This is a genomic window from Arthrobacter sp. T572 (genome assembly GCF_056780115.1).
Genome location: NZ_JBRAZQ010000002.1, coordinates 1438199 through 1463230, shown reverse-complemented (window position 1 = coordinate 1463230; position 25032 = coordinate 1438199). Strand labels below are relative to the sequence as shown.

The 25032-nt window shown below is 64.5% G+C and carries 16 protein-coding genes; 9 read left to right on the top strand and 7 right to left on the bottom strand.

The genetic code is table 11. The features are described 5' to 3' along the window. Positions 1–119: 119 nt before the first annotated feature. The 5 genes from ACUYMZ_RS07890 to ACUYMZ_RS07870 form a co-directional block, all read right to left on the bottom strand. Positions 120–6239 (bottom strand): Ig-like domain-containing protein, encoded by a 6120-nt coding sequence (locus ACUYMZ_RS07890; RefSeq protein ID WP_481602667.1) that lies wholly within the window; start codon positions 6237–6239, stop codon positions 120–122. 77 nt (positions 6240–6316) lie between these two features. After that, entirely contained in the window at positions 6317–7525 is a 1209-nt protein-coding gene (locus tag ACUYMZ_RS07885) for an adenylate/guanylate cyclase domain-containing protein (RefSeq protein WP_481602666.1), read from the bottom strand. Position 7526: 1 nt separating this feature from the next. After that, positions 7527–8108 (bottom strand): PH domain-containing protein, encoded by a 582-nt coding sequence (locus ACUYMZ_RS07880; protein ID WP_481602665.1) that lies wholly within the window; start codon positions 8106–8108, stop codon positions 7527–7529. Beyond that, entirely contained in the window at positions 8101–9015 is a 915-nt protein-coding gene (locus ACUYMZ_RS07875; protein WP_442423442.1) for a biotin--[acetyl-CoA-carboxylase] ligase, read from the bottom strand. The genes ACUYMZ_RS07880 and ACUYMZ_RS07875 overlap by 8 nt, the downstream gene beginning before the upstream one ends. A 57-nt stretch (positions 9016–9072) precedes the next feature. After that, on the bottom strand, positions 9073–9969 hold the full coding sequence (locus ACUYMZ_RS07870) for an SDR family oxidoreductase (protein ID WP_442423443.1): 897 nt from the start codon (positions 9967–9969) through the stop codon (positions 9073–9075). A gap of 213 nt (positions 9970–10182) precedes the next feature. Here ACUYMZ_RS07870 and ACUYMZ_RS07865 point away from each other — a divergent pair, with 213 nt between their 5' ends. The 5 genes from ACUYMZ_RS07865 (at position 10183) to ACUYMZ_RS07845 (ending at position 15830) form a co-directional block, all read left to right on the top strand. After that, positions 10183–11766 carry an acyl-CoA carboxylase subunit beta gene (locus ACUYMZ_RS07865; protein WP_426006645.1) on the top strand — a complete coding sequence of 528 codons (1584 nt, stop codon included), beginning with the start codon at positions 10183–10185 and terminating at the stop codon, positions 11764–11766. A 44-nt stretch (positions 11767–11810) separates the two neighbouring features. Continuing rightward, positions 11811–11999, top strand: coding sequence for an acyl-CoA carboxylase epsilon subunit (locus tag ACUYMZ_RS07860; RefSeq protein WP_426007508.1), 189 nt, complete (start codon positions 11811–11813; stop codon positions 11997–11999). A gap of 59 nt (positions 12000–12058) precedes the next feature. Further along, positions 12059–13741 carry a DUF885 domain-containing protein gene (locus ACUYMZ_RS07855; RefSeq protein WP_481602664.1) on the top strand — a complete coding sequence of 561 codons (1683 nt, stop codon included), beginning with the start codon at positions 12059–12061 and terminating at the stop codon, positions 13739–13741. A 115-nt stretch (positions 13742–13856) separates the two neighbouring features. Beyond that, complete coding sequence (locus tag ACUYMZ_RS07850; RefSeq protein WP_481602663.1) at positions 13857–15290, top strand: dicarboxylate/amino acid:cation symporter; 1434 nt, start codon at positions 13857–13859, stop codon at positions 15288–15290. An 87-nt stretch (positions 15291–15377) separates the two neighbouring features. Beyond that, the gene (locus ACUYMZ_RS07845; RefSeq protein WP_481602662.1) at positions 15378–15830 is read left to right on the top strand and encodes a YbjQ family protein; all 453 of its coding nucleotides are present in this window, start codon (positions 15378–15380) and stop codon (positions 15828–15830) included. Between the two features lie 27 nt (positions 15831–15857). On the opposite strand, the gene ACUYMZ_RS07840 is transcribed toward ACUYMZ_RS07845, so the two are convergent. Further along, on the bottom strand, positions 15858–17213 hold the full coding sequence (locus ACUYMZ_RS07840) for an HNH endonuclease (RefSeq protein WP_481602661.1): 1356 nt from the start codon (positions 17211–17213) through the stop codon (positions 15858–15860). A gap of 108 nt (positions 17214–17321) precedes the next feature. Here ACUYMZ_RS07840 and ACUYMZ_RS07835 point away from each other — a divergent pair, with 108 nt between their 5' ends. The 4 genes from ACUYMZ_RS07835 to ACUYMZ_RS07820 all read left to right on the top strand — a co-directional run bounded on the left by ACUYMZ_RS07835 (position 17322) and on the right by ACUYMZ_RS07820 (position 23368). Further along, positions 17322–18038, top strand: coding sequence for a TetR family transcriptional regulator (locus ACUYMZ_RS07835; protein ID WP_481602660.1), 717 nt, complete (start codon positions 17322–17324; stop codon positions 18036–18038). Between the two features lies 1 nt (position 18039). Then, complete coding sequence (locus ACUYMZ_RS07830) at positions 18040–20565, top strand: MMPL family transporter (RefSeq protein ID WP_481602659.1); 2526 nt, start codon at positions 18040–18042, stop codon at positions 20563–20565. Positions 20566–20785: 220 nt separating this feature from the next. Next, entirely contained in the window at positions 20786–21448 is a 663-nt protein-coding gene (locus ACUYMZ_RS07825) for a Maf family protein (protein WP_426006637.1), read from the top strand. A 105-nt stretch (positions 21449–21553) separates the two neighbouring features. Further along, complete coding sequence (locus ACUYMZ_RS07820) at positions 21554–23368, top strand: acetyl/propionyl/methylcrotonyl-CoA carboxylase subunit alpha (RefSeq protein ID WP_481602658.1); 1815 nt, start codon at positions 21554–21556, stop codon at positions 23366–23368. Positions 23369–23437: 69 nt separating this feature from the next. Here ACUYMZ_RS07820 and ACUYMZ_RS07815 read toward each other — a convergent pair whose 3' ends face one another. Beyond that, on the bottom strand, positions 23438–24847 hold the full coding sequence (locus ACUYMZ_RS07815; protein ID WP_426006635.1) for an MFS transporter: 1410 nt from the start codon (positions 24845–24847) through the stop codon (positions 23438–23440). Positions 24848–25032: the final 185 nt, after the last annotated feature.

Here is a 25032-nt window from a genome sequence, read left to right as displayed (position 1 = left end):
CGCCACGCGGCCCGCCAAGGGAACCCGGGAGCGGGCTCTCCATTGGCTTTGACAGCCTAAGGGATCACGGACGCGCCGCGCGATGGGGACTACTGCCCGGCCTTGGACCGGCACCAGGGTCAGCACGGCGGCGCTCCCACTGCGCTGGGCTCACCCATTGTGGTGTGACCTGCGATGATGTAGCGGCCTACGTTGCGGTAGGAACCGTCCTCGATGCGCCACCACGTGAAGGTGAGATTGTCCACGTCCTGCTGGACGATGTAACACTTGACCACCATTTTTTGGCCGGGGTACTCCCACGGGGGTTGGTCGCCGCCCTTTCCGTCACACGTGAAGTCCGGCTTGGGCTGGTAGTTCTTTCCGCCCTGCGTGTAGGTACACGACCTCTGGACCACACCGGTGTTCAGGACGCCCTCCCACACTCCCTGCCTGCCGGACGTGGCACTGGCTGAAGCGATCGGACCGCCAGTTCCCAGGGAATTGAAGGTCTGCACGTTGATGTGGCTGGTCTGCTCCCACCCGCCGGTGTTGACGGTGCGGCTGCCCGACGCTGCCACGGTCTCCCAGGCCCCGCCATTGATGCTGATCTTTGTGGTCTTGACGTCGTTGGTGGCCGCAGACGGTGACGACCAGCTCAAGGTGACGGACTGGTTGTTCAGACCGCCGTTTTGGCCGGACGCCGACGGCGTTCCCGGCGCCCCGTAGGGGGTAACGGAAGCCCCGCCGCTCGGCGGAGAGCTGGGCGCCACGGACGAATTGGCCGTCACGGTGATGGTACTGGCTTGACCGTTGGCGAAGCCGCCCACGGTCTGGCCCGGCTGGATCGGTCCGCTCTGGCCCGTGCTGGCCCTGTACGTGTAACTGACCTCGCTGGCGCTTGAACCGTTCCGTTGGTCAGCGTTGAGCACGTTGAAGTTGATGGTGACCTGTCCCCCGGCGCCGCCGGTGTTGGCAGGAGTTGCACTGACCCCGGTGACGGCACGAAGCTCGCCGGTGGCACGGCGGGGCGCCGACGGCGCGCTGACCGCGCCCTTTCCTGCCTTGTTCTCCGCCTGGACCGTGAACGTGTAGCCCGACTCGGAGTTGTCGGCCCTGAACGTCGCCGAACGAACATCCCCGGACACGGTCTGCGTCTGGGCCGCTCCGCCGCCGCCGGTCATGGTGACGAAGTAGTTCTTGATCGGGTCACCGTTGATGTTCGGTTCCGTCCACGTCGCCCGGAGCTGGTTCTGCGTTCCGACAGAGGACACGACGGCGGTCGTCGGCGCCGCGGGTGCACCCGGCAAACCGGCAGGGTGGTCTTCGGCGGAGTAGACACTCCAGTCTGATGGACCGAGCTCGTTGACGGCCTGCGCACGCACTTTGTACTTCACGCCGTTGGTCAGTCCGGTCCAGGTGTAGGTCAGGCCCGTCACATCATTTTTTACCGCAACTCCGTTGGCCGGGGGCGGGGATATTTCCAGGTTGTAGTGCTTCACCGGCGAGCCCTCTGTCTTGGCCGGGCTCCACGTGACGGCGAGGTCCTTGTCACCGGCCTTGACCGTCGGCGCGTCAGGCGGCGACGGCTTTTCATCCGGACGGATCTCGTTCGAAGCCACCGACGGTTGGGAGTCCCCGACCTCGTTGGTGGCGACGACGGTGAAGACGTATTTGACGTTGTTGGTCAGGCCCGTCAACGTACACGTGGTGGTGGGGCACTCCTGCTGGAAGCCTGAGGACCTGACCGTGTACTTGGTGATGGGCGCGCCGTTGTCCGACGGCGGCGCCCATTTGAGGACGGCCGTGCGGCTTCGGACGTCCGTGGCCACAGGTGCCGAAGGGGCGTCCGGCTTGTCCCGGACGGTGATCCGGATCCGCCCTACGGCCTGCCGGCCGGGATCATCGGTCTTGTCCTTAATGGTGTACCGCACCACGAGGACACCCTTGAACCCCTCGGCAGGGGTCACAGTGACGGAATCACCGGAAACGGAAGGCTGGCCGGAGGCCGAGCCCGTCTCCACCACGGCTGACTCGATCTTCAGCGGAGCATCACTGAAGGGGTTGAAATCGTTGGCCAGGACGTTGACGGTTTCCGACGCGCCGGCGTTGGCCTTGTCCACAGCGTCGTCATTGGCGGCCGGCTTGGGCCTGTTGGATGAGACAACGCTGACGGTGACCGCAGCCTTGACGGCGTCGGACCGGCCGTCGGTAACCCTGAGGGGGATGATCCCCCGGGCTCCCGGGTTGACTGAATTTCCGGGCGTGACCCGCAGGACGGTACCCTCGATCCTTGCTTCGATCCCGCCGGGCAACTGCCCGTCAAGCTCGAACTTCAGCTGTCCTTGGTCTTGTTCGTCAACGTCAGTGGCCAGGTTGGCCAGCTCCAGTTCCGTTGACTCGCCCTTGGGAGCATCGATGGCAGCCCCACTGAAGGTGGGCGGGTGGTTCGCATCCGGATTGGGCAGCACCCGCGTCATGATGGTCAGCGTGGATGTGAGGCCCTCGGGGTCGTCGGGTCCGGATCCATCCGTGACCTCGAACGTGACGGAACCAGGGCCCGTGTAATCTTCCTGGGCCGCGTAGCGGAGCGCCGTTCCGTCGCCGGCAATGACGTCCTGCGGGTCGCCGCCCTGGACCTTGATTTTGTCCGCCACGGTGATCCGCGGTGCCCGGCCGTCCCTGACCCTGACATAGTCCTGCAACGCCAGGATCACTTGCTGGCCGGCAGTGACCTCCACCACTTCATTCGTGGAAAGAGTGGGGTACTGGAGGCCCTGCCCGGGAATCCACATGAGCGCTGTGGCCGACTGACCGTCGATGTCGGTGACGGTATAGGGAATCAACTGGTCCTGGGACGCCAGCGTCACCACAACGTTGCCCGACGTTCCAACCCTCGCATTCGGGTTGCCGTCCGGGAGGGTGATTTTCAGGTCCTCGGCAATGCCATCGGGATCGGAATCGTTCTTCAGTACCGGAACATCAATGGCCGTCTTTCCCAACGTCTCGGCGAGGGTGACGCGGTCGTCCACTGCGACAGGTGCGTGCAGCGGCGCGGTGGGGCTGGTCTGGACCCTGATGACCGCGCTGGCTTCGGCCTTTTTGTCGTCCTGGATCCGGTAACTGACACTGTCGGTTCCGGCAACGCCCGGCGCGGTCAGCAACACCCTTCCGGTGACGGCTTCCACCTGCAGCTCCGGGTTGGCTTCAAACGAATCCACCAATCCGATGGGATCACCGTCAGGATCGGAGTCGTTCTTCAAGGCATCAACGGCAACCCGGCGTCCGGGACGGACGTCGATGGCATCGTCCACTGCGATGGGCTTCTGGTTGTCGGCTTCGGCCGGAGCGATGCCAACGATCACAGTTCCCGTGTTTTCGGCACCAATCCGGTCCCTGACGCGATATCCAAAGGTGTCCGTGCCGAACGATTTTCCGCCGGCAGTGTATTCCAGATAGCCGTCGCGGAGAACAGCTGTGCCGAGTCCGGGCGCCTTGTCTATACCGATGACCTGGACCGAGTCGCCGTCGGCATCGATGCCATCGGTCGGAACCGGAATTTTGACGGTCATGCCGGCCACTGCCCGCGCCGTCAGGTTCCTGGGCTCCGGCCGGGTGTTGGTGGCGTCATCGCGTGCCCGGATCCGGATGGTGACCTGTTGCGAGTCCGTTTGGCCGGACGCGTTGCTGACCTTGTAGATTGCGTAGACGGTCTTCGCTTCCCCGCCGGCGATGAAGCGAAGGGTGTTACCGGCCACAAACATCCGGCCGTCGGCCTCATCCGGCAGCTGGGCCAGGACAGGATCCAGGGTCAGCTCACCGCCGTTGGGGTCGGTGTCGTTCTCCACCACCGGGATGGTCACCACATCACCGGCCCGTACCGTCACTTCGTCGGGTTTTGCCTGCGGCGCCTGGAGCTTGGTGGGCGCCGGCACCACCTGCACGGAGATGTCGCCCGTGGCAGAGGCCTTGCCGTTGGAGATCGTGTACTTCAGCGACAACTGCTCCTGGGCACGGATGTCCGTAATCTTCACCACGGAGTGGTTGAGGACAGCCACACTCACCGGCAGGCCATCGGCAGCGGTTACCGACTGGACCACCAGGACGCCACCGGCAGGATCGGAATCATTGCCCAGGACATCCACTACCACGCTTCCGCCGCTGGGCAGGAGGGCGACGTCCCGCACGGCCACCGGTGCGCCGTCGCTGTTGCCCGAAACGACATCCACCCTCACCAACTGCTGTGCGCTCGCCGGCCCGTTGGTCACCATATAGGTGACATAGTGGGCGCCCAGCGTGGACGAGGTGAAAGTGAACGTCTGCTGGTCCGGGCCCACCACTGCAGTCGACTGGCCGTCCGGCTGCGCCTGGGCCAGGCGCAGCGTACCGCCCTGGGGATCGGAATCGTTCTTGAGGGGCGCGATCACCGTGTCCTGGCCGGCGACGGCCACCACGTGGTCGGCGTTGGCCACGGGCGGCAACGCACCGGGAGCGCGCACGTCCACGGTGATGCGGCCTTCGGTGGTCAAAGTGCCATCCGAAACACTGACCGTCAAGGTTTTGCGCCCAGGTCCCGCTCCGGAGTCCTGGAATGAGAGCAAACCGTCAGGCCGCACCCGGACCTGGTCAGCGGGATCGCTGCTGGCAGCCGAAACGGCAAAGATGTCGTCACCGTCGGGGTCAAGCCAGTCCGTCAGGACATACTGGCTTGCTGTTTTGCCGGTTTGGACCACCAGGGTGTTATTGCGGTTGGGTTTCTGCTGGGGTGCGCTGTTCTCTCCCGGGGGCACAATCCGGAGATCGACGTCCGTGGCAGCTGTTCCGCCCCGGCCATCATCCACGGTGTACTTGAACGTCTCTGAGCCGGTGGTGTCCGGTGCCACGGCGATCTGAAAACCGGTACCCCCATACACCTGCGAGAGCGCCCCGGACCTGAGCCGGTCGCCCGTGGACACCGTCAGGACGTCGCCGTCGGCATCGGCGTCGTTGTCCAGCACCGGAAGGATGGTGGTCTTGCCTGCCCGGATCCCGAAGGCATCCGGCTTCGCCGCAGGGGGCGTGTTCGGTTTGGTCCGGTCCGGCAGGACTGTTTGCTGGACTTCGTCGGCCGAGTCCTGGTCGGCGTCGTCGGAGGTCTGCTGGGGCGGAATGACGTCGTCCCAGTTGTTGACCAGCTGCATGTTCTGGTTGACCATCCACACGTTGCCGGAGTTTATGTCGTTGAGGACCACGAGGTCGCGGTTCACGCGGAAAACGTACGACGGCGAGGCGCTCGCCTTGGGCACGTCCGCGCGGCGGCTGTCGGCGTCGTTACTGCATTCCCGGAGGTACTTGTTGGCGCCGGACCACGCCGAGTACGTGCACTGGCCAAGCCGGACGGGCGCCGCGGGAACACCGCGGCCGTCTGCTTTCACCACTTTCGCCGTTCCGCCATCCAGTGGCTGCAGGAGCAGGGCTTCAGGGGTGGCAATGGCTACTGCGTCCGCCGCAGGACCGCTCTGCTGCAGTTTGGCCTCGCGGGCATTGTCCAGCTGGACCTTGCCGCCGCCGGGAAGGACGATGGTTCCCGTTGCCGTGTTCAGCAGCACGGCTTTGTCGCCGACAGCGGCGAGCTGGACGTCGCCGTCGGCTTTGAGTGCCTCGTCAGTACGGACCTGCGACTCCACCGGCTTTCCGTCGGCATCTACCTTGGTGACCGTGAGCTTTCCGGTCCTGGGATCAAGGGTGTGGATGGCATCGTCCACGCCCACCACGGACTTGATGCCCGGGGACTGCTCGAACAGGGGCTCCGACTCGTCGCTGAAACCGCCGATGGAGGTGGGTGAGACAGCCCAGACTTTGCCTTTGGACGGGTCCGTGACGGCAAGGACTTTGTGTCCGAAGCTGACTTCTGCGGCTCCGGGCAGTTTCTGGTCGCTCCCGAGGCGCATGTTGGCAGCGCTCACCGGGTTGAGGGTGGCACCGCTGGAGTCGTCGATGAAGACGTCGCCGGCCTGCTGGAGGATGTCGAAGTCAGTACTGGCAGGCGTTACCGCACCGTCCAGCGACTTTGAGGGGTAGTTGAGGCGGCCCGCAGCATTCTTGGACTTGCTGACCACCCACACGCCGCCGTCGTTCAGGTCCACTTCTGTGGTCTTGAATCCCGGGTACAGGATGGCACCGGTGACAAGCACTGCGGCAGCAGCGGTGAAAGCCGTGACCGCCAGGGCCTTGGTGCGGCGTTTCCTGGGCCCCCGTTGGGCAGGCCTCATGGTCGGAGCCATCCACATCCCCCATGCAAATCGGCAGCCGACAGGATCGCGCGGCTGGCTTGACGCGAACAAGCACCAAGCCTACCGGGTTAATCCATCGATTGGCGAAGATGTGACCTGCATCGCCTGTCAGTCCAGGCCAGGCCCCTGCCCCGGCCCCTGGCCAGCATGACGGGATGGATTTCGCCAAAACCACGGACGTTTTCCGACGCCTGCGGTACCAGGACGAACCGGTCATCCTGCCCCAGCGCAGCAGCCGTCATGGCGTCCACCAGCACCGTCCCCGGCTGGGCGAGGCTTGTGAGGCGGGCCGCCAGGTTAACCGTCGGGCCATAGATATCACCCAAGCGGGAGAGAATGCGGCCCCACACCATGGAGACACGGGCCTGCGGAAGGATCTCGTCCTCGGTGAAGGCGTGGGCCAGGGCCAGCGAAATTTCCGCCCCTGCGGCCGGCGTTTCGGCGATGTACAGGACTTCGTCACCCACGGTCTTGACCAGGCGGCCACCACCCACGGAGATGATTTCGGCACACTTGTTCTCGAAGCGCTGCACCATCTGGGCCAGCGTCTTCTCATTCATGCGGCGCGACAGGCTTGTGTAGGACACGAGGTCCGCGAAGCCCACGGCCCGGGCCAGGGGCAGCGGAGCATCGTCCTCGTCACCTTCGCGGCCTTCCTCGCTGGCCTGCAGGCCGGCTTCGGCCCGGACCGCGAGGCGCTGGACGCCCGCGTTGAGCTGACGGCGGTAGGAGTAGACCAGGATTTCCTCAAGGGAGTCCACCAGCGCCGGCAACTGGTTCACCAGCTGCTTCCGGGCCACGGCATCCGGAATACCCTGCTCCTGGACCATGTCCTCCACCAGGGCTTCAACCTGCCACACCACCATCCGGTCCGTCATCTGGCCGATGGACCGGGTGACCGAGATAGCGGCTTCCTCGGTCAGGAGACCGGCCCGGACCAGGTCCAGGATGGTGGTCAGCGCTGCCTGGTCCCGTTCGGTGAAGGCAACATCGTCATCGCCCCAGTTGGGGAATCCAAGCGCACGCCACAGCTTCCGGGCGGACAGCACCGAAACGCCTGCCCCGGCAGCAACTTCACGACGGCGGAGCTTGCGTTCGCCGCCGAGGAGCCTCGCCTCGAGCGCTTTGATGGCAAGCCGCTCGGCCGACATCACACCGGTCGGTGGTCCCGTGGCGACGCTTGGCGCAGGCTCGGTGTCCTCGTCCACGGAAGGTTCGGGTACGGCGTCGAACTCTTCGCCCAGGTCCTCGCCGGACTTCTGCCCTTCAACGCTCATCTCATCCACCTTCTCCCAGCTCCCACGGCACCTCATCGAAGTCCGTCAGGACTTCACCCTCAAAGACCTCACTATTCGGCAGTTCGCCCATTGCATCAAGGACGAACTCCCGGAATTTTCCGGCTTCCGGCACGTCGGCCAGTACAGCCGTACCGGATGGTCCGGTATCCAAGGATATATTCCCGGAGCGCAATGACCGTTGGAGCAGGTTCTGATGGACACCCACGCTGCGTACCGAGGCCAGCGGCACCTGCCAGTCGGCGCGGTTGAACATCCCGTATTTGGCGATCACCCGGCGGCTGGTCAGGACATAGCGGACCGACCGCCATTTCAGCAGCCTCTTGACGCTGTAGCCAAGGAGCACCAGAGCCGTCAGCCCGCCGCACGCACCCAACAGCCACGGGGTCCACTCACTGGTGATGAACGGGGCGAGCCGCTGCGGATTGCCTTTGACAATCCATGCGCAGGCATAGGCCGCCACGGCAGGCAGCACGATGAAGGTCACCACAGGAAAAAACAAGGAGCGGGCCTGTTGCCGCGTGATGGTAATGACCTGCTCCCCGGGAAGCAGTTCCTTACGCATAACCGCTTTCTGTGGCGCGCAGATGCACCACGTCTCCTGCCGTCACCACATGCTCCCGCCCACCATGGTCCACCACCAGCAGGGAGCCGTGCTCATCCAACCGTGAGGCATGGCCCACCAGTTCATGGTCCCCCGGCAGGTGGGCGCGGACCTCCCGGCCCAGGGTGACCATGGCGGATTCGACCCTCTTGTGCAGCGAGTGGCCTCCCTCCAGGCCTGCTGACGGGTCCCCTTCCGAATTGCAGAAACTCCGGTAAAGCCGGGCGAAACGCCTCAGGTATGCCTGCAGCAGCGAGGTGCGGTCCGTCGTCGTGCTTCCTTCCAGGGCCAACGACGTTGCCGTTGGCACCGGCAGTTCATCTTCCGACAGGGAGACATTGAGGCCCACGCCGAGGATGACGGCAGGAACTGAACCGTCGCCCGGTGAAGTCAGCTGGGCGAGGATGCCCGCTACCTTGCGCCCGTTTACCAGGACGTCGTTGGGCCACTTGATGTCCGCCGTAATGCCTGCCGCCTCCTGCAAGGCCTCGCGCAGTGCCACCGCCGCCAGCAGCGATAGCCAGGAATAGCTTTGCGTTGGTACCGGCATTCCGTCGGCGGTGACGGGACGAAGCACCATGGACACGGAAACGCCGGACCGTTCCGGGGATTCCCAGTGGCGGTCCAGGCGCCCGCGGGCGGCCGTCTGGTGCTCAGCGGTCAGGACAGCCAGGTCCGCCCATTTCTTCGGTTCCACTGTGACAGCCCGCACCAGGTCCTGGTTGGTGGATCCCGTGGAGTCGACGATCTTCAGCTGCGAAATGCCCGTAGCCGACAGGAACTCCGGGGCCAGCAGCGCGTCGCGGTCCAACGCAGAACGCTCCCGGGAGTCGTGGCGGTGGCTGGAATCAGGCTGTTCGGCATCCATGGCAGAATCCTATCCAGTCGGGACGCGCGCAAGCGCCCCGGGCGCCTGCGAATCTGCTTAGAGGAAGATGTCCCGGACCAGTTGGTCTTCGGGAGCGCCCAGGCTGTAGGGCGAGAAATCATCAACACCCGCCGCTCGCAGGACGTCCTCATCGGTATGGAAATTCCCGGTCGTCTTCGTGCCGCCTGAAAGGTTGGCGCCGGTGAGGATGGCGTGGGCGGCATCAGCCATGATCTCCGGGCCCCGGGCAGCCTTCACCATCTGCCCGCCTCCGGGCATGTTCCGGATGGCTGCGGTGTCGATCAGCGTGCACGGCCACAGAGAGTTGACGGACACGCCGCGGTCCTTGAACTCTTCTGCGAGCCCGAGGGTGGTCAGGCTCATGCCGTACTTGGCCATGGTGTACGCCAGATGCATCCCGGCCCACTTGGGGTCCAGGTTCAGCGGTGGCGACAGCGTCAGGATGTGGCCACTGCCGGAATCCAGCAGTGCGGGCAGCGCCAGCTTGGACAGCAGGAAGGTTCCCCGGACGTTGATGTCCTGCATGAGGTCGTAGCGTTTCATGTCCACAGCGTCAGTGCGGGACAGATCGATCGCCGAGGCGTTGTTGATGACGACGTCAATGCCTCCAAACCGCTCGACGGCGGCACTCACCGCGGCGGCTACGTCATCGTCATTGCGGACGTCCCCGACGAGGGGCAGCGCCTGCCCGCCGGCGGCCACCAACTGCTCAGCAGCCGTGAAGACCGTGCCTTCCAGCTTCGGGTGCGGCTCGCCGGTCTTGGCCAGCAGGACGATATTGGCTCCGTCCCGGGCGGCCTTGGTGGCAATGGCAAGCCCGATGCCGCGGCTGCCACCGGACATGATGATGGTTTTGCCCTTCAGGGAACCGGTGGCTGCATACGGAGATGCGCCGTGCTGCGGGACCTGGGAAGCGTCGTTGCCTTGAGTCATGGACACACTCTAACCCAGATATGTTACTGACGGGTAACATAGTGGCTTCTTCGGCTTCACATCGGAAAATTGTAGGGTTTCTACAGCGGTTCGCGGCAAAGGCGTCACTAGACTGGCCAGCGAGGCCTGTTCTTTGTACGGAAGCTACTTAACGAGCTTTTACCGTAAATGGACTGCGCCAGCGAATATCAGCTACAGAGCCGGAGACACTTGATGAGCCACGATCTGACAACGACAGCGGGAAAGATTGCAGACTTCCGCGACCGCCAGGCACGGGCTGAACAGCCTTCGGGCCCTGAAGCGATCGAGAAGCAGCACGCACGCGGCAAGAACACGGCCCGTGAGCGCATCGACCTGCTGGTTGACCCCGGATCGTTCGTCGAGTTCGACGCCCTGGCAGTGCACCGCTCCACCGCCTTCGGCATGGAAAAGAAGAAGCCCCTCGGCGATGGCGTGGTTTCCGGGTACGGCACCGTGGACGGCCGCCTGATCGCCATCTACAGCCAGGACTTCAGTGTCTATGGCGGTTCCCTGAGCCAGGTCAATGGCGAAAAAATCGTCAAGGTCCAGGAATTCGCCCTCCGCAATGGCTGCCCGGTAGTGGGCATCAACGACGGCGGCGGCGCCCGCATCCAGGAAGGCGTGGCGTCGTTGGCCATGTTCGCGGACATCTTCCGTAACAACGTACACGCTTCCGGAGTGGTCCCGCAGATCTCCCTCATCATGGGTCCGTGCGCCGGTGGGGCCGCATACTCCCCCGCCCTGACCGACTACGTGGTCATGGTGGACAAGACCTCCCACATGTTCATCACCGGACCAGACGTCATCAAGACCGTCACCGGCGAAGACGTGGACATGGAAACCCTGGGCGGTGCGCGCCAGCACAACGCCACCACAGGAACGTCCACGTACCTGGCCTCCGACGAAGCCGACGCCATCGAGTTCGTCCGGGAACTGCTGGACTTCCTCCCGTCCAACAACCTGTCCGAGGCGCCCGTGGTGGAGCACGACCAGGAACTCGAACTGGACGAGGACGATCTCGCCCTGGACGGCCTGATCCCGGACTCCGCCAACCAGCCCTATGACATGCGCAAGGTCATCGAGCAGATCGTGGACGATGCCCACTTCCTGGAGATGCAGTCCCTGTATGCCCCCAACGTGATCATTGGGTATGGTCGGGTTGAAGGCCACACGGTGGGCATCGTGGCCAACCAGCCCATGCAGTTCGCTGGAACCCTGGACATTTCCGCCTCCGAAAAGGCCGCCCGCTTTGTCCGCCACTGCGACGCCTTCAACATCCCCATCATCACCCTGGTTGACGTTCCGGGCTTCCTTCCCGGCAAGGACCAGGAGTTCCAGGGCATCATCCGCCGCGGCGCCAAGCTCCTCTACGCCTACGCCGAGGCAACTGTTCCCAAGCTCACCGTCATCACCCGCAAGGCGTACGGCGGCGCGTACATCGTGATGGGCTCCAAGAAGCTCGGCGCCGACCTCAACCTCGCGTGGCCCACGGCGCAGATCGGTGTCATGGGTGCCCAGGGCGCAGTCAACATCCTGTACCGACGTGACCTCGCCGCCGTTGCCGAAGCCGGTGGCGATGTTGAAGCCAAGCGGGCCGAAATCATCCAAGGCTACGAGGAAGAACTGCTCAACCCCTACCAGGCCGCCGAACTGGGATACGTTGACGCCGTGATCGCTCCATCCGACACGCGATTGCAGATCATCCGTGGACTGCGCGCCCTCCGGGACAAGCGCGCCAGCCTGCCCACCAAGAAGCACGGGAACATCCCGCTGTGAGCGCGGCACAGAACCCGGTACCGGCCAGCGAGCCGGTGCTGCCCATGTTCTCCGTGGTCAAGGGAGACCCCACGCCCGAAGAGCTCGCGGCGCTGGCCGCCGTCGTCGCTTCCGTTGGAGTACCCCAGGCCCCGGCGCCTTCAAAACCAAACGTGCGCCACTGGGTGCGCCGCCAGCAGTTGCGCCTCGACCCCACCCCGGGTCCCGGCGCCTGGCGGCGCAGCCGCGGCTGATTCCCGACGCACGTTCAGCAACCCTTTCACGTGACGGTGGTGACGGTTAGGCTCTGGGGGTGACTACTGCAAACACCCCTGCACGGCCCAAGTCCGCCATTGACGCCGTCGCCGATGCCTACACAGACAAGCTGATCGAACTCAATCCCAGCTTCGCCACAACGCTGGGGTTGCCGGGGCACGAGACGGAATACCAGGACTATTCACCGGCCGGCACCGAGGCACATGCCAAGGCCACGCGGGAGGCCTTGGAGGCGCTGGCTGCCCTGGAGCCTTCCGATGACACCGACGTAGTGACCCTGGATGCCATGCGCGAACGGCTCGGCCTGGAACTGGAGATCCACGCCTCCGGCTGGGATGCTGCCGACCTCAACAACATTGCTTCACCCGCACAGGACATCCGCGCCATCTTCGACCTCATGCCCACGGACACGGTGGAGCAGTGGGGACATATTGCCGGCCGCGCGGCCAACGTCCCCGGGGCCATTGCGGGATACATCAGCTCGCTGCGCGCTGCTGCGGCTGACGGCAAGGTTTCCGCCGCCCGCCAGGTCCGGATCGTCATCGAACAAACCAGCCGCTACGCCGCCGAAGACGGGTTCTTCGCCAAGCTTGCCGCTGAGGCCACGGTGGGCGGCTCGCCGCTTCCCGGCGACGTGCAGGCCAAACTCGACGACGGATCCTCGGCGGCGCGGGAAGCTTACGGTTCCCTTGCTGCTTTCCTCCGGGACGAACTGCTGCCCGCCGCTCCGGAGAAGGACGCCGTGGGCCGGGAACGTTACGCCCTGGCATCGCGGTCCTTCCTGGGCGCCACCGTGGACCTTGAGGAAACGTACGCCTGGGGCGTGCAGGAACTTGAACGGCTCATTGCCGAACAGGAAAAAGTGGCCGGTCAGATCAAGTCCGGCGCCTCGATCGAAGAAGCCAAAAACATCCTGAACAACGATCCCGCCCGGCAGATCAAGGGCACCGACGCCCTCAAAGCCTGGATGCAGGACCTCTCCGACCGTGCCGTATCCGAGCTTGCCGACGTGCATTTCGACATTCCGGACATCATGAAGACCCTCGAATGCATGATCGCCCCCACGGACGAAGGCGGCATCTACTACACGGGCCCCTCCGACGATTTCTCGCGCCCTGGACGCATGTGGTGGTCTGTCCCCGCAGGTGAGGACACGTTCACCACGTGGTCGGAGACCACCACCGTGTTCCACGAGGGCGTTCCCGGCCACCACCTCCAGGTTGCAACGGCAACCTATCGCCGCGAACTGCTCAACAACTGGCGCCGGAACGTCTGCTGGGTGTCGGGGCACGGTGAGGGTTGGGCGCTCTACGCCGAACAACTGATGCTGGAACTCGGTTACCTCAAGGATCCGGGCGACCACATGGGCATGCTGGACGGCCAGCGGATGCGGGCAGCCCGGGTGGTGTTCGATATCGGCGTCCACCTGGAACTGCCCGTTCCCGAACGGTGGGGCAGCGGAACCTGGACGCCGGAGAAGGGCTTCGACTTCCTCAAAGCCAATCTGGACATCAGCGAAGGCCAACTGCAGTTTGAGTTTGCCCGCTACCTCGGCTGGCCCGGGCAAGCACCCTCCTACAAGGTCGGCCAGCGCCTGTGGGAGCAGATCCGGGCGGAGCTGGAATCCCGCGAAGGCTTCGACCTGAAGTCCTTCCACAGCAAAGCGCTGAACATCGGCTCGGTGGGGTTGGACGTGCTGCGCAGGGCGTTGCTGGGCTGATCCGGGGCGCTCACCGGAGACCAACGTCACAAACGCACAAGGAATAACTTTTGCGCACGTAACATTTCTAAACGTCCGTTCGCTATGTTATTTGCGAAGCACCTACCGTGTTCCGGTGAGCACCTCAAACACCATCACTCCCGCATCCGGCACGTCCGGTTCCCGGCTCCCCAAATGGGCCGGTTCCTTCGGCGTCCAGATCATCGCCGCCCTTATCGTGGGCCTCGTCCTGGGCCTCATCGCCAAGTACACGGGCAGCACCAAAGCAGCCCCCAACGGGCTTGGCGCAACCCTTCAGACGATCGGTTCCAGCTACGTCGCCCTGCTGCAGACCGCCGTCGTTCCACTGATCTTCACCGCCGTGGTGAGCTCCATTGCAAACCTCCGACAGGTCTCCAACGCAGCGAGGCTCGCTTGGAACACGCTGCTGTGGTTCGCCATCACCTCCCTCGTTTCCGTGCTTATCGGCATCGGCTTGGGCGTGCTGCTTCAGCCCGGTGCCGCCACCGGCATCACGGAAGAAGCCAAGTACGCGGGCAAGACGGGTGACTGGTGGGCGTTCCTCATCGGACTGTTCCCCAAGAACTTCCTTGGCCTCGGCGCAAGCTCGACGGTCACCGAAAGCGCCAACGCCGCCACCACAGTCAGCACGTCCGTGAGCTTCAACGTCCTCCAGATCCTGGTGATCGCGATCGCCGTCGGTATCGCTGCACTCAAGGTGGGCAAGCAGGCCGAGGCTTTCCTGACCTTCAACGCTTCAGCCCTGGCCGTCATCCAGAAGGTCTTGTGGTGGATCATCCGCATCGCCCCGATCGGCACCATTGGCCTGATCGGCAACGCCGTGGCCATCTACGGCTGGGACACCATCGGATCGCTGGGCAAATTCACGCTTGCCATCTATGTAGGCCTGGCTCTGGTGCTGTTCGTGCTCTACCCGGTGCTGGTCCGCGCCCACGGCCTGTCCATCAAGCAGTACTTCTCCGGCGTGTGGCCGGCCGTGCAGTTGGCCTTCGTTTCCCGCTCGTCCATCGGCACGCTGCCGCTCACGCAGCGCGTCACCGAGCGCAACCTCGGCGTTCCCTCAGGCTACGCATCCTTCGCCGTGCCGCTCGGAGCCACCACCAAGATGGACGGCTGCGCCGCGATCTACCCGGCCATCGCTGCGATCTTCGTGGCCCAGTTCTTCGGCATCAACCTGGACTTCAGCCAGTATCTGCTCATCGTCCTGGTCTCAGTCCTGGGTTCAGCGGCCACGGCCGGCACCACCGGCGCCGTAGTGATGCTCACCCTGACCCTGTCCACGCTGGGACTGCCGCTGGCCGGCGTCGGTCTCCTCCTGGCCATCGACCCGATCCTGGACATGGGCCGGACCGCCGTCAACGTGGCAGGCCAGGCCCTGGTCCCCGCAATCGTGGCCAAACGCCAAGGCATCCTGGACGAATCGCTGTACAACGCGCCCCGTAACGGCGCTGCATTCAACGACGAGTCCGGCACGGACACCCCTGCGACAGAGGCCCGGAAACCGGAACTGGCTGACACCAAGGCCTGACCGCAGGCTTCCATGCCTCAAGTGAATCCCCGGACTTTCCCCGGGGATTCACCTGTTTAACGGCGACTTCTGGATAGGCTCTGGATCATGCTGATCGTTACCTCGAATGAAATTCCCGGCCACCGCATTGACGCCGTCTTCGGCGAAGTCATGGGCCTCACTGTCCGTTCACGCGACATCGGGTCGCAGATGCTCGCCGGATTCCGCTCCTTGGGTGGCGGCGAACTGCCCGAGATGACCCGCGCCCTGTACGAGAGCCGCCAGGAAGTGATGGCCCGCATGGTCAACGAGGCACAGCAGCGCGGTGCAAACGCGATCGTCGCCATGCGTTTCGACACCTCCGAGATGGGCACCAACTGGACCGAAGTTTGCGCCTACGGAACGGCTGTCTATGTTCTGCCGCTGGGTGAGGGCGAGCCGGGAGCAACCGGGCAGTCGGTTTATCTGACCAAGCAGCAGCCACAGCAGGGAGCAGGCCAGCCGCAGCAGAGTGCGCCGCAGCAGCCTGGTCAGCAGTTCCCCGGCCAGCCGCAGTTCTAAGAAAGCCCCGGCACAGCCCCGCCCGCGTCAGTGCAGGGCTGTGCCTGGCAAAGGCGGCGCCTTGGACCGGTAGGTGTGTCCTGTCGGAGTCCTGACATCCATGCTGTGCATGGGCAGGGCGGTTACTGTTGTGGACGACCACCCCGGGCTCTCCTTGGTGTGGTTGCACTGCTCGCAGAGTCCGGCACCGTTATTCAGGCTCGTGGGACCGCCTGAATGCCATGGAACGATGTGGTCGATGTGGCGTATGGGCGCGTCACAGTAAGGCGTGCGGCACACGGCGTCCCTGGTTTCGATGAACCGCCGCAGGCCGCCGGGGAAGAGCCTGGACCTGGTATCCATGGCCACAAGTTCTCCGCTGGCCGACGCTGTGTAGAGCCGGCGCAGGTAGACATCGTAGTTATGACCTTTAGACCCGGATCCCCCTTGTCCGGACGCCGCTTGCAGTTCGCTCGAAGACGGCGGCGGCCCGCCCGCATTAATCCCAGCCCCGCCACCCTCACCAACAAGAGCACGTGCCCAGCCGCCCGGAACGATGCCATAACCCGATAACCGGGCCGGCTCCGAATCTCCCTGGAACAGCGTACGGTCGGTCATGACGAGCTGAAGTTCGAGCCTGCCTACACCCCCCGGCGTTCCAATGAGCCGTTCAACCAGCGTGTCCGCCATAACCTGGCCCCTTGAACGGTCGTCGCCGCCCGAACGGGCAGAATCAGCCGACTGGGCCAATGCCTTGTAGGCGGCAACGCCCTGGGCTACAGGAAGCAGCGCGGTCAGTATCGCCATGGTGTCAGGAGCCGGCCGGAGACTAACATGCCGTTCCGAGGCAGCCCTGGCAGCGCGCCGGGTCACCGAACGAGGATCCCGACGGTAAGCGGCGGCCTTGGCAGCGGCGACGATCGAACGGTCGCCGGCGCCGTCGAAGGTCCCGCTGTCCGCGGCGAGTTCCTCATCTACCGCGCATCGATCCTCAGCGGACAGGCAGGCGGTTTCCCTGACCAGCAGAGTGGCCCGCCACTCATTGAGTTGGCCGGAGTCAAGCGCTGCCAGAGTGCGTGGCATCTCGGTTACCAGCGCCTTCGCGAAGCCCAACAACCGTGAACCCCGGTTGGGTGACTCCCGCCGTGCCAGCGCGACCTGAGCGGCGACTCCCCTGCCACGTTCCGATGCCGGGACGCCCGCTTCTGCTTCGACTTGGCGCTGGGCCTGTTCAAAAGCCACAGCGATCTTGGCCTGCAGACCGGAAATGGCGGACTTCATGTCCTCCAGAACGCGCAGCTGCTCGATCAGCTGGCCAGCGACGGTCAGTCCCTGAACCGGACCGGCGAGGGCAGGTAGCGGCACATTAGCTGCGCCAGCTTCCTGAGCCCCAATCCGTTCCATTCATTAAGGCTCCCAGAGAGGTCTGACATTTTAGGCTCGCTGCTGGTGGGACGGACCGAAACACTGCTCAGATTGCGCAGAGTGCAAAGTTGCACTTAGTGTAAGTATGTGACCCCCAATCAGCCGCCCGCTCCGCCCGGCACAGCCGAGTCAGGCGCTCCCTCGCGCCGCGAACTCAACAAGGCAGCCACCCGCAGCTCCATCGCAGCAGCCGCCCTTGACCTGCTCCGCGGCCACGGCCCGGGCAACTTCACCGTGGAAGACATCTCCGCCGCCGCAGGTGTATCCCGACGAACCTTTTTCAACTACTTCCCAAGCCTCGAGGCAGCCCTATCGTCCGTGGCCGACGGCTTCATGGATCGCGCCCTGGAGCAGTTCAAGCTGCGGCCCAACGACGAAACCATCCTCGAATCAGCCCAAGCCGCCCTCATGGCCCTCGCCGACCCGATGTCCGTTGCGCCCATGGCGGAACTGTTCAGCCTCACCCAGGACAACCGTTCGCTCGCCCGCTCCGAACTCGAAGCCTGGGACCACTGCACGGGACAAATCATCGACGCAGCCCGTTCCAGGCTGGGCGAGGACGTCAGTGAGCTGTACCTCCACGCACTGGCAGGCTCGGTCATTTCCTGCGGAAAAGCAGCCATGAACGTCTGGTTCGCTGAACGCGGGCCGGATCTCTCCCCCGAATCGCTCGCAGTCCTTCGCCAGCACCTCATCGATGCGATGGGGCTGCTGGGAGCCGGCTTCGCGCCGCCGTCGGACATTAACAACAGTGCGGCAGCCGCCGCGGCGTCCTCCGTTCCAACCACCACAGATCGGTTCTGACATGGCATCGTTCCTCTACCGACTCGGCCGGTTCTCCTACCGCCGCCGTTGGCTGGTCATTTCCCTATGGCTGGCCGTTTTGGTCGCCGTTGGCGGCTCTGCCGCTGCGTTCCACGGCACCATGTCCAACAACTTCACCATCCCCGGCACTGAAACACAGCAGATGGCCGACAAGTTGAAGGAAGCCCTCCCGGAGGCTTCGGGCGGGTCTGCGAGCGTGGCGTTCGAGGCCGGCGCTTCGGGCTTCGACCAAGCGGGCAAGGATGCAGTGGCAGATGCCTTGGCCAAGCTCGAAGAACTTCCTGACGTCCAGGGTGTGGTCAACCCCTTCGCCACGCAGGAGCAGTTGGAGCAGGCCGCAGCCCAGCTCGCCGACGGTGAGGCAAAGGCCGCTGCCGGGCAGGCGCAGTTGGATGCTGCCCGGGCGCAGCTCACCGCCGGTGAAGCCCAGCTTGCCGGAGCCGAACAACAGCTTGCTGCAGCAGGATTGACCCCCGCCCAAATTGAAGCGCAGCTTGCACCTCAACGCGCCCAGCTCGCCGCCGGCAAGGAACAGCTCGACGCCGGAACAAAGGAAGCCGCCGACGGCGCCGCGGCGCTGGCCCTCGCCAAGCGCCAGATTGAAGCGTCAGACGGCATGCGGTTCGTCTCCAGCGACAACAAGGCCGCGATCGCGCAGGTCCAGTTCAAGACCTCCATCAATGCCGTGTCACCCGACGTCCGCAAGGAAGTCCAGGACATCGTCCATGGCGTCTCCTCCGCCGGCGTGACCGCGTACGCCAGCAAGGAAATCACGGAAGACGTTTCGCAGATCTTTGGCGTGGCGGAAATCGTGGGCGTAGCAGTGGCAGCCCTTGTCCTGATCCTCATGCTCGGAACCCTCATTGCTGCCGGACTGCCGCTTCTCATGGCCATCATCGGTGTGGCGGTTGGCGTCGGCGGGACCTTCGCCCTCACGAGCGTGATCGACATGAGCTCCATCTCGCCCATGCTTGCCCTGATGCTGGGCCTTGCCGTGGGGATCGACTACTCCCTCTTCATCGTCAACCGCCACCGCAACCAGCTTCTGGCGGGCATGGACGGCGAAGAATCGGCTGCGCTGGCCACAGGAACGTCGGGCAACGCCGTCCTGTTCGCTGGCCTGACGGTCATCATCGCACTGGCTGCACTGGTAGTGCCCGGGCTGCCGTTCCTGGCCGTCATGGGTGTTGCGGCCGCAGCGACAGTTGCGGTCGCCGTCGTCGTCGCCCTGACCCTGACGCCCGCGATCCTCGGCCTGATCGGACGCCGGCTGGTCTCCAAGCGTGCGTGGGCCAAAACCGCGCGGCACAACGCCGAACCTGGCCACGAAGCCGCGGACCGCGAACTCGACGAGAAGCGCAGCACCCGTGGGTGGGGCGGGCTGGTGACCCGCCACCCCTGGGTGGCCCTGATCCTCAGCATCGCATTGCTGGGCGCGGTTGCGCTCCCCGCCTCCCAGCTGCGGCTGGCACTGCCCGACGGCGGGTCCGAACCGGTCGACTCCCAGGCCTTTAAGGCGTACGACCTGACGCGCAGCAGTTTCGGCGAAGGAGTGACCGGACCGATCGTGGTGGTCGGCGAGTTCCCCGACGGCCTCAGCGAAACAGACGCCAGGAACAAGCAGTTTGACGTCGCCGATCAGTTGCGGAGCGTCGAAAACGTTGTCGCAGCCGTGCCCGCCGCGCTGAGCGAGGACCGACGCACCGCCGTCTACCAGGTCATTCCCAAGGAAGGCCCGGCCAGTGCCAGCACGGTGAAAGTGGTGTCCGAACTCCGTGCAAAGGGTGCGGAGATCCGCGAAGAGACAGGTGTCACCATCGGCTTGACCGGACAGACGGCAGGCAACATCGACGTCTCCGAAAAGCTCGGTGCCGCCCTGCCGCCCTACCTGGCAATCGTCGTCGGGCTATCCCTGATCCTCTTGCTGCTGGTGTTCCGCTCCATCGTGGTGCCGCTGCTCGCCACTGGCGGGTTCCTGCTGTCGCTCGCCGCCGCGTTCGGCGCCGTGGTGGCGGTGTATCAGTGGGGCTGGCTGGGCCAGGTGTTCGATGTCGCCAACCCGGGCGCAGTCCTGAGCTTCCTGCCCATCATCCTGATCGGTGTACTGTTCGGTCTGGCCATGGACTACCAGGTGTTCATCACCTCCGGCATGCGTGAGTCCTTCATGCACGGCGAATCGGCCAAGCACGCCGTCCGGACCGGGTTCAGCCATGCCGCTGCCGTGGTGACGGCTGCAGCGATCATCATGGTCAGCGTGTTCGCCGGCTTTATCTTCAGCCACCTGACCATGGTCCGGCCGCTCGGCTTCGCCATGGCGTTCGGTGTGCTGATTGACGCCTTCGTGGTCCGCATGACGATCGTTCCCGCCGTCATGTACCTCCTCGGCGAAAAAGCCTGGTGGCTGCCGAAGTGGCTGGACCGTCTCCTTCCGGACGTCGATGTGGAGGGCGCCAAGCTGAACCGCAGCGACCGTGCCACGTCGGGCGCGCAGGAATTGGTCCACTGACCCTCTCTCACCGATTGCCCCCTTTTGACTGACCCTCTCTCACCTATCGCTTCCTCCCGGCCATCCCTCTCATCTGACACCCTGTCCATCCAACCTCCGGCGTCCCCGGACGGACCGTGGCAATCGGTGAGAGAGCGTCCGGCCAAACGCGGCGATCGGTGAGAGAGCGTCCGGCCAAACACAGCAATCGGTGAGAGAGCGTCCGTATAGGCTTGGGGGCGTGACCAGATTGATCCTTGCATCCCAGTCCCCTGCCCGCACCAAGCTCCTCACCGAGGCAGGCATCCGGCATGACGTCCTTGTTTCGGACGTGGATGAGGACGCGGTGCAGGCCCGCTACGGAGTGACGGATCCCCACGACACCGCGCTGCTCCTTGCCCGCGCAAAGGCCGAAGCCGTCGCGTCACTTCCCGAAGCCGAGGGCGCCCTGGTGATCGGCTGCGATTCGGTCTTCGAGTTCGACGGCGAGTCGCACGGCAAGCCGTACACGCCGGATGTCGCCAAGGAGCGTATGCTGCGCATGAGCGGCTCGAAGGGGGTTCTCCACACGGGGCACTGGCTGGTTGACTGCCGCGAGACCGCCGCAGACGTGGACGACGACGAGCCCGCCACCGGGACCGGCGCCACCTTGGGTGCCGTCTCCAGCGCGGAAGTGCACTTTGCCGAGATGTCCACCGAAGACATCGACGCCTACATCGCCACAGGCGAACCGCTCCACTGCGCAGGCTCCTTCACCATAGACGGCTTGGGCGGGGCGTTCATCCGCAAGGTCGACGGCGACCCGCACGCCGTCGTCGGGCTTTCCATCTCCACGCTTCGCGACTTGCTCAGCCATGCGAACGTCAACGTCACAGAGCTGTGGGCCCAGGAAACAGGTTTGTAGCAACCCTACAAAGGAACGCCGCTTCACACACGGAATCCCCCATCAATATGGGCGGAACCCTCACAATCACGCTAGGCTCCCTGAAGGACAGAAGGAGTCAACAACTTGTCAGCTAACCCGGCGCAGCCCATTTCCAGCCCTCTAACCAAGGTCTTGATTGCCAACCGCGGCGAGATCGCGGTCCGTATCATCCGAGCCGCCCGGGACGAAGGCATCGCCTCCGTAGCCGTTTACGCAGACCCGGACCGTGATGCCCTGCATGTTCGCCTCGCTGACGAGGCCTACGCACTCGGTGGCAACACGGCAGCGGAGTCGTACTTGGTGATGGATAAGATCATCGAGGTCGCCAAGCAGTCCGGCGCCGACGGCATCCACCCCGGCTATGGCTTCCTTGCTGAAAACGCCGAGTTCGCCGCCAAGGTGATCGAAGCCGGGATCAACTGGATCGGCCCCTCCCCCGAGGCCATCTCCGCACTCGGCGACAAGGTCCAGGCCCGCCACATTGCCGAAAAGGTCGGCGCCCCGCTGGTCCCCGGCACTGCCGACCCGGTCAAGGACGCAGACGAAATCCTGAAGTTCGCCGAGGAATTCGGCCTCCCCGTTGCCATCAAGGCAGCGTTCGGTGGTGGTGGCCGCGGCATCAAGGTCGCCCGCACCATGGAAGAGATCCCGGAGCTCTACGAATCCGCTGTCCGTGAAGCCGTCGCAGCATTCGGCCGTGGCGAGTGCTTCATCGAACGATTCCTCGATTCCCCGCGCCACGTGGAAACCCAGTGCCTGGCGGACGCCTACGGCAATGTTGTTGTGGTCTCCACCCGCGACTGCTCCCTGCAGCGCCGCAACCAGAAGCTCGTGGAAGAGGCTCCCGCACCTTACCTGAGCGAAGAGCAGAACAAGCGCCTCTACGAATCCTCCAAGGCCATCCTCAAGGAGGCCAACTACCTCGGCGCCGGAACGTGCGAGTTTCTGGTAGGCCAGGACGGCACCATCTCCTTCCTCGAGGTCAACACCCGCCTTCAGGTGGAGCACTGCGTGTCCGAGGAAGTCACGGGCATCGACCTGGTCCGCGAGCAGTTCCGGATCGCCCGCGGAGAAGCCCTGGGCTACGAGGACCCCGAAGTCCGCGGCCACTCCTTCGAGTTCCGCATCACGGGCGAGGACCCGGGCCGCAACTTCATGCCTGCACCCGGCACCATCAGCACGCTGAAGAACCCCACCGGCCCCGGCATCCGCGTTGATTCCGGAGTGGAACAGGGCGACATCATCAGCGGCAACTTTGACTCGATGCTGTCTAAGCTGATCGTCACCGGTTCCAGCCGCGAGCAGGCACTCCAGCGTTCGCGCCGTGCCCTGGAGGAAATGGTGGTGGAAGGCATTCCCACCGTTATCCCCTTCGACCTCGCCGTGGTCACGGACCCTGACTTCGCACCGGCCGAAGGCCCCTTCAAGGTCCACACCCGCTGGATCGAGACCGAGTTCGTCAACAACATTCCGGCGTGGTCCCCGTCCGGCGCCGGCGCAGAAGGTCCCGACGCCGGTGATCGCCAGCGCGTGGTCGTCGAGGTTGGCGGCAAGCGCCTTGAGGTCGTCCTGCCCTCCGGACTGGGTGCCGGCGTCGCCGCTGCTTCCAGCGGTGCGGGCGCCAAGGCAGGCAAGTCGAAGAAGCGGTCCCGCTCGGCAGGCGCCACCGCCGCTGCTGCCGGCGGCAACGCCCTGACCTCCCCGATGCAGGGAACCATCGTCAAGATCGCTGCAGCCGATGGCGACGTGGTGGCCGAGGGCGACCTGATCGTGGTCCTCGAAGCCATGAAGATGGAGCAGCCCCTGACCGCGCACAAGGCCGGTACTGTCCGCGGCCTGACGGCATCCGCTGGGGAAACCGTGTCCGCCGGCGCTGTCATCGCCACCATCGAGGACTAAAGCGAAGTACCCCATCACGACGCCGGCCCCGCACCAAACGGTGCGGGGCCGGCGTCGTTGTTGGGGTACTTAGGCCACGTTGTTCTCGTAGTCCGTGTCCTTGGTTTCGCGGGTAAGCCAGAGCGCGACGAAGGTGATGACGGCGGCAACTGCCATGTAGACCCCCACCAGCCAGGTGCTGCCGTTGGCGGCTGACCACAGGGCGATGGCGATGAAGGACGCAGGAGCTGCACCGATCATGGAGGACAGGTTGTAGGCCACTGCTGATCCGGTGTAGCGGACGTTGGCGGGGAAGAGCTCGGGCAGGATTGCTGCCATGGGGCCGAACGTCAGGCCCATGAGCGTAAAGCCAACAATCAGGCCCACCATCGCCGCTGCCTGGCCCGGTCCGAACATGGTGAACCACAGGGCGCCGAAGACGAAGATTCCGGCGGTGACGCCCAGCAGGAACTTGCGGCGGCCCCACTTCTCAGCAAGGGGCCCGGAGACCACCGTGAAGATACCGAAGAAGACAACACCGAGGATCAGCATCCACAGGAAGTCGGACCGCGGAATGCCGAGGCCGGGAACATAGGCCGCGATCTGTTCTGCTGTCATCGCAGTGCCGGTCTTCTCGGCCGCCGCTTGCGCGCCGGCGAGGGTGGGCTTGGTGCCGTAGGACAGCGTGAACGTGGTCATGATGTAGAAGAGCACGTAGGTGGCCAACATGATGAACGTACCGGCAACCACGGGGCGCCAGTGCTTCTTGAACGTGGCGCCCAAGGGCAGCTTCTGGACCTTGTCCTGTTCAATGACCTTGGTGAAGGACGCGCTCTCCACGAGCTTGAGGCGGACGTAGAGGCCAACGATGACCAGCACGGCGCTCAAGAGGAATGGCACTCGCCAGCCCCAGGCCAGGAACTGCTCGGCAGTCAGTGCGGTGTTCATCCAGATGAAGATGACGTTGGCGATGATGAAGCCGATCGGGGCACCCAGCTGCGGGAAGGTTCCGTAAATGGCGCGCTTGCCTTCAGGAGCGTTCTCGGTGGCGAGCAGGGCCGCACCGGACCACTCTCCACCCAAAGCCAGGCCCTGGAAGAACCTCAGGACAACCAGCAGCAGCGGCGCCATGATGGCCCACCCGGGCAGCGAAGCCTCCGGAAGGAGACCGATCAGGAACGTGGCGATACCCATGGTCAGCAGCGAAGCGACCAGGGTGCCCTTGCGGCCGATCTTGTCACCGAAGTGGCCGAAGACCACGGCACCGATGGGCCGTGCGAAGAACGCAACGCCAAAGATGGCAAAGGCACTGAGAAGGGCGTTGATGTCGGTGGCGTTGGGGAAGAAGAGTTTGGGGAAGACGAGGACCGACGCGGTGGCGTAGGCGTAGAAGTCGTAGAACTCGATCGTCGTGCCGATCAGGCTGGCGAAGATCACCCGGCCCCGCGAGTTCACCGGCTTGGTGGACTCACCTTCCTTGGAGGGTGCAGTGGAAGACATGTGTAGTAGCAGCTTTCGTTCACGCCGGCCGGTGCCCTGCGACCCGGTCGGCGACGGAATATTCGAGAGTTCAATAATAGTTCCCGGAGTCCATTGAATGGACAACAAAGTCCACGATCCGGACTGACAGGAAATTTCCACACTGTGGGCGGCGCCACAACCTCACCATCGTCTCACGTCCCCGT

Excerpts from the sequence above, each read along its gene's own strand:
- ACUYMZ_RS07890 (WP_481602667.1), bottom strand. The coding sequence starts at position 6,239 with ATGGCTCCGACCATGAGGCCTGCCCAACGGGGGCCCAGGAAACGCCGC.
- ACUYMZ_RS07885 (WP_481602666.1), bottom strand. The coding sequence starts at position 7,525 with ATGAGCGTTGAAGGGCAGAAGTCCGGCGAGGACCTGGGCGAAGAGTTC.
- ACUYMZ_RS07880 (WP_481602665.1), bottom strand. The coding sequence starts at position 8,108 with ATGCGTAAGGAACTGCTTCCCGGGGAGCAGGTCATTACCATCACGCGG.
- ACUYMZ_RS07875 (WP_442423442.1), bottom strand. The coding sequence starts at position 9,015 with ATGGATGCCGAACAGCCTGATTCCAGCCACCGCCACGACTCCCGGGAG.
- ACUYMZ_RS07870 (WP_442423443.1), bottom strand. The coding sequence starts at position 9,969 with ATGACTCAAGGCAACGACGCTTCCCAGGTCCCGCAGCACGGCGCATCT.
- ACUYMZ_RS07865 (WP_426006645.1), top strand. The coding sequence starts at position 10,183 with ATGAGCCACGATCTGACAACGACAGCGGGAAAGATTGCAGACTTCCGC.
- ACUYMZ_RS07860 (WP_426007508.1), top strand. The coding sequence starts at position 11,811 with ATGTTCTCCGTGGTCAAGGGAGACCCCACGCCCGAAGAGCTCGCGGCG.
- ACUYMZ_RS07845 (WP_481602662.1), top strand. The coding sequence starts at position 15,378 with ATGCTGATCGTTACCTCGAATGAAATTCCCGGCCACCGCATTGACGCC.
- ACUYMZ_RS07840 (WP_481602661.1), bottom strand. The coding sequence starts at position 17,213 with ATGGAACGGATTGGGGCTCAGGAAGCTGGCGCAGCTAATGTGCCGCTA.
- ACUYMZ_RS07830 (WP_481602659.1), top strand. The coding sequence starts at position 18,040 with ATGGCATCGTTCCTCTACCGACTCGGCCGGTTCTCCTACCGCCGCCGT.
- ACUYMZ_RS07815 (WP_426006635.1), bottom strand. The coding sequence starts at position 24,847 with ATGTCTTCCACTGCACCCTCCAAGGAAGGTGAGTCCACCAAGCCGGTG.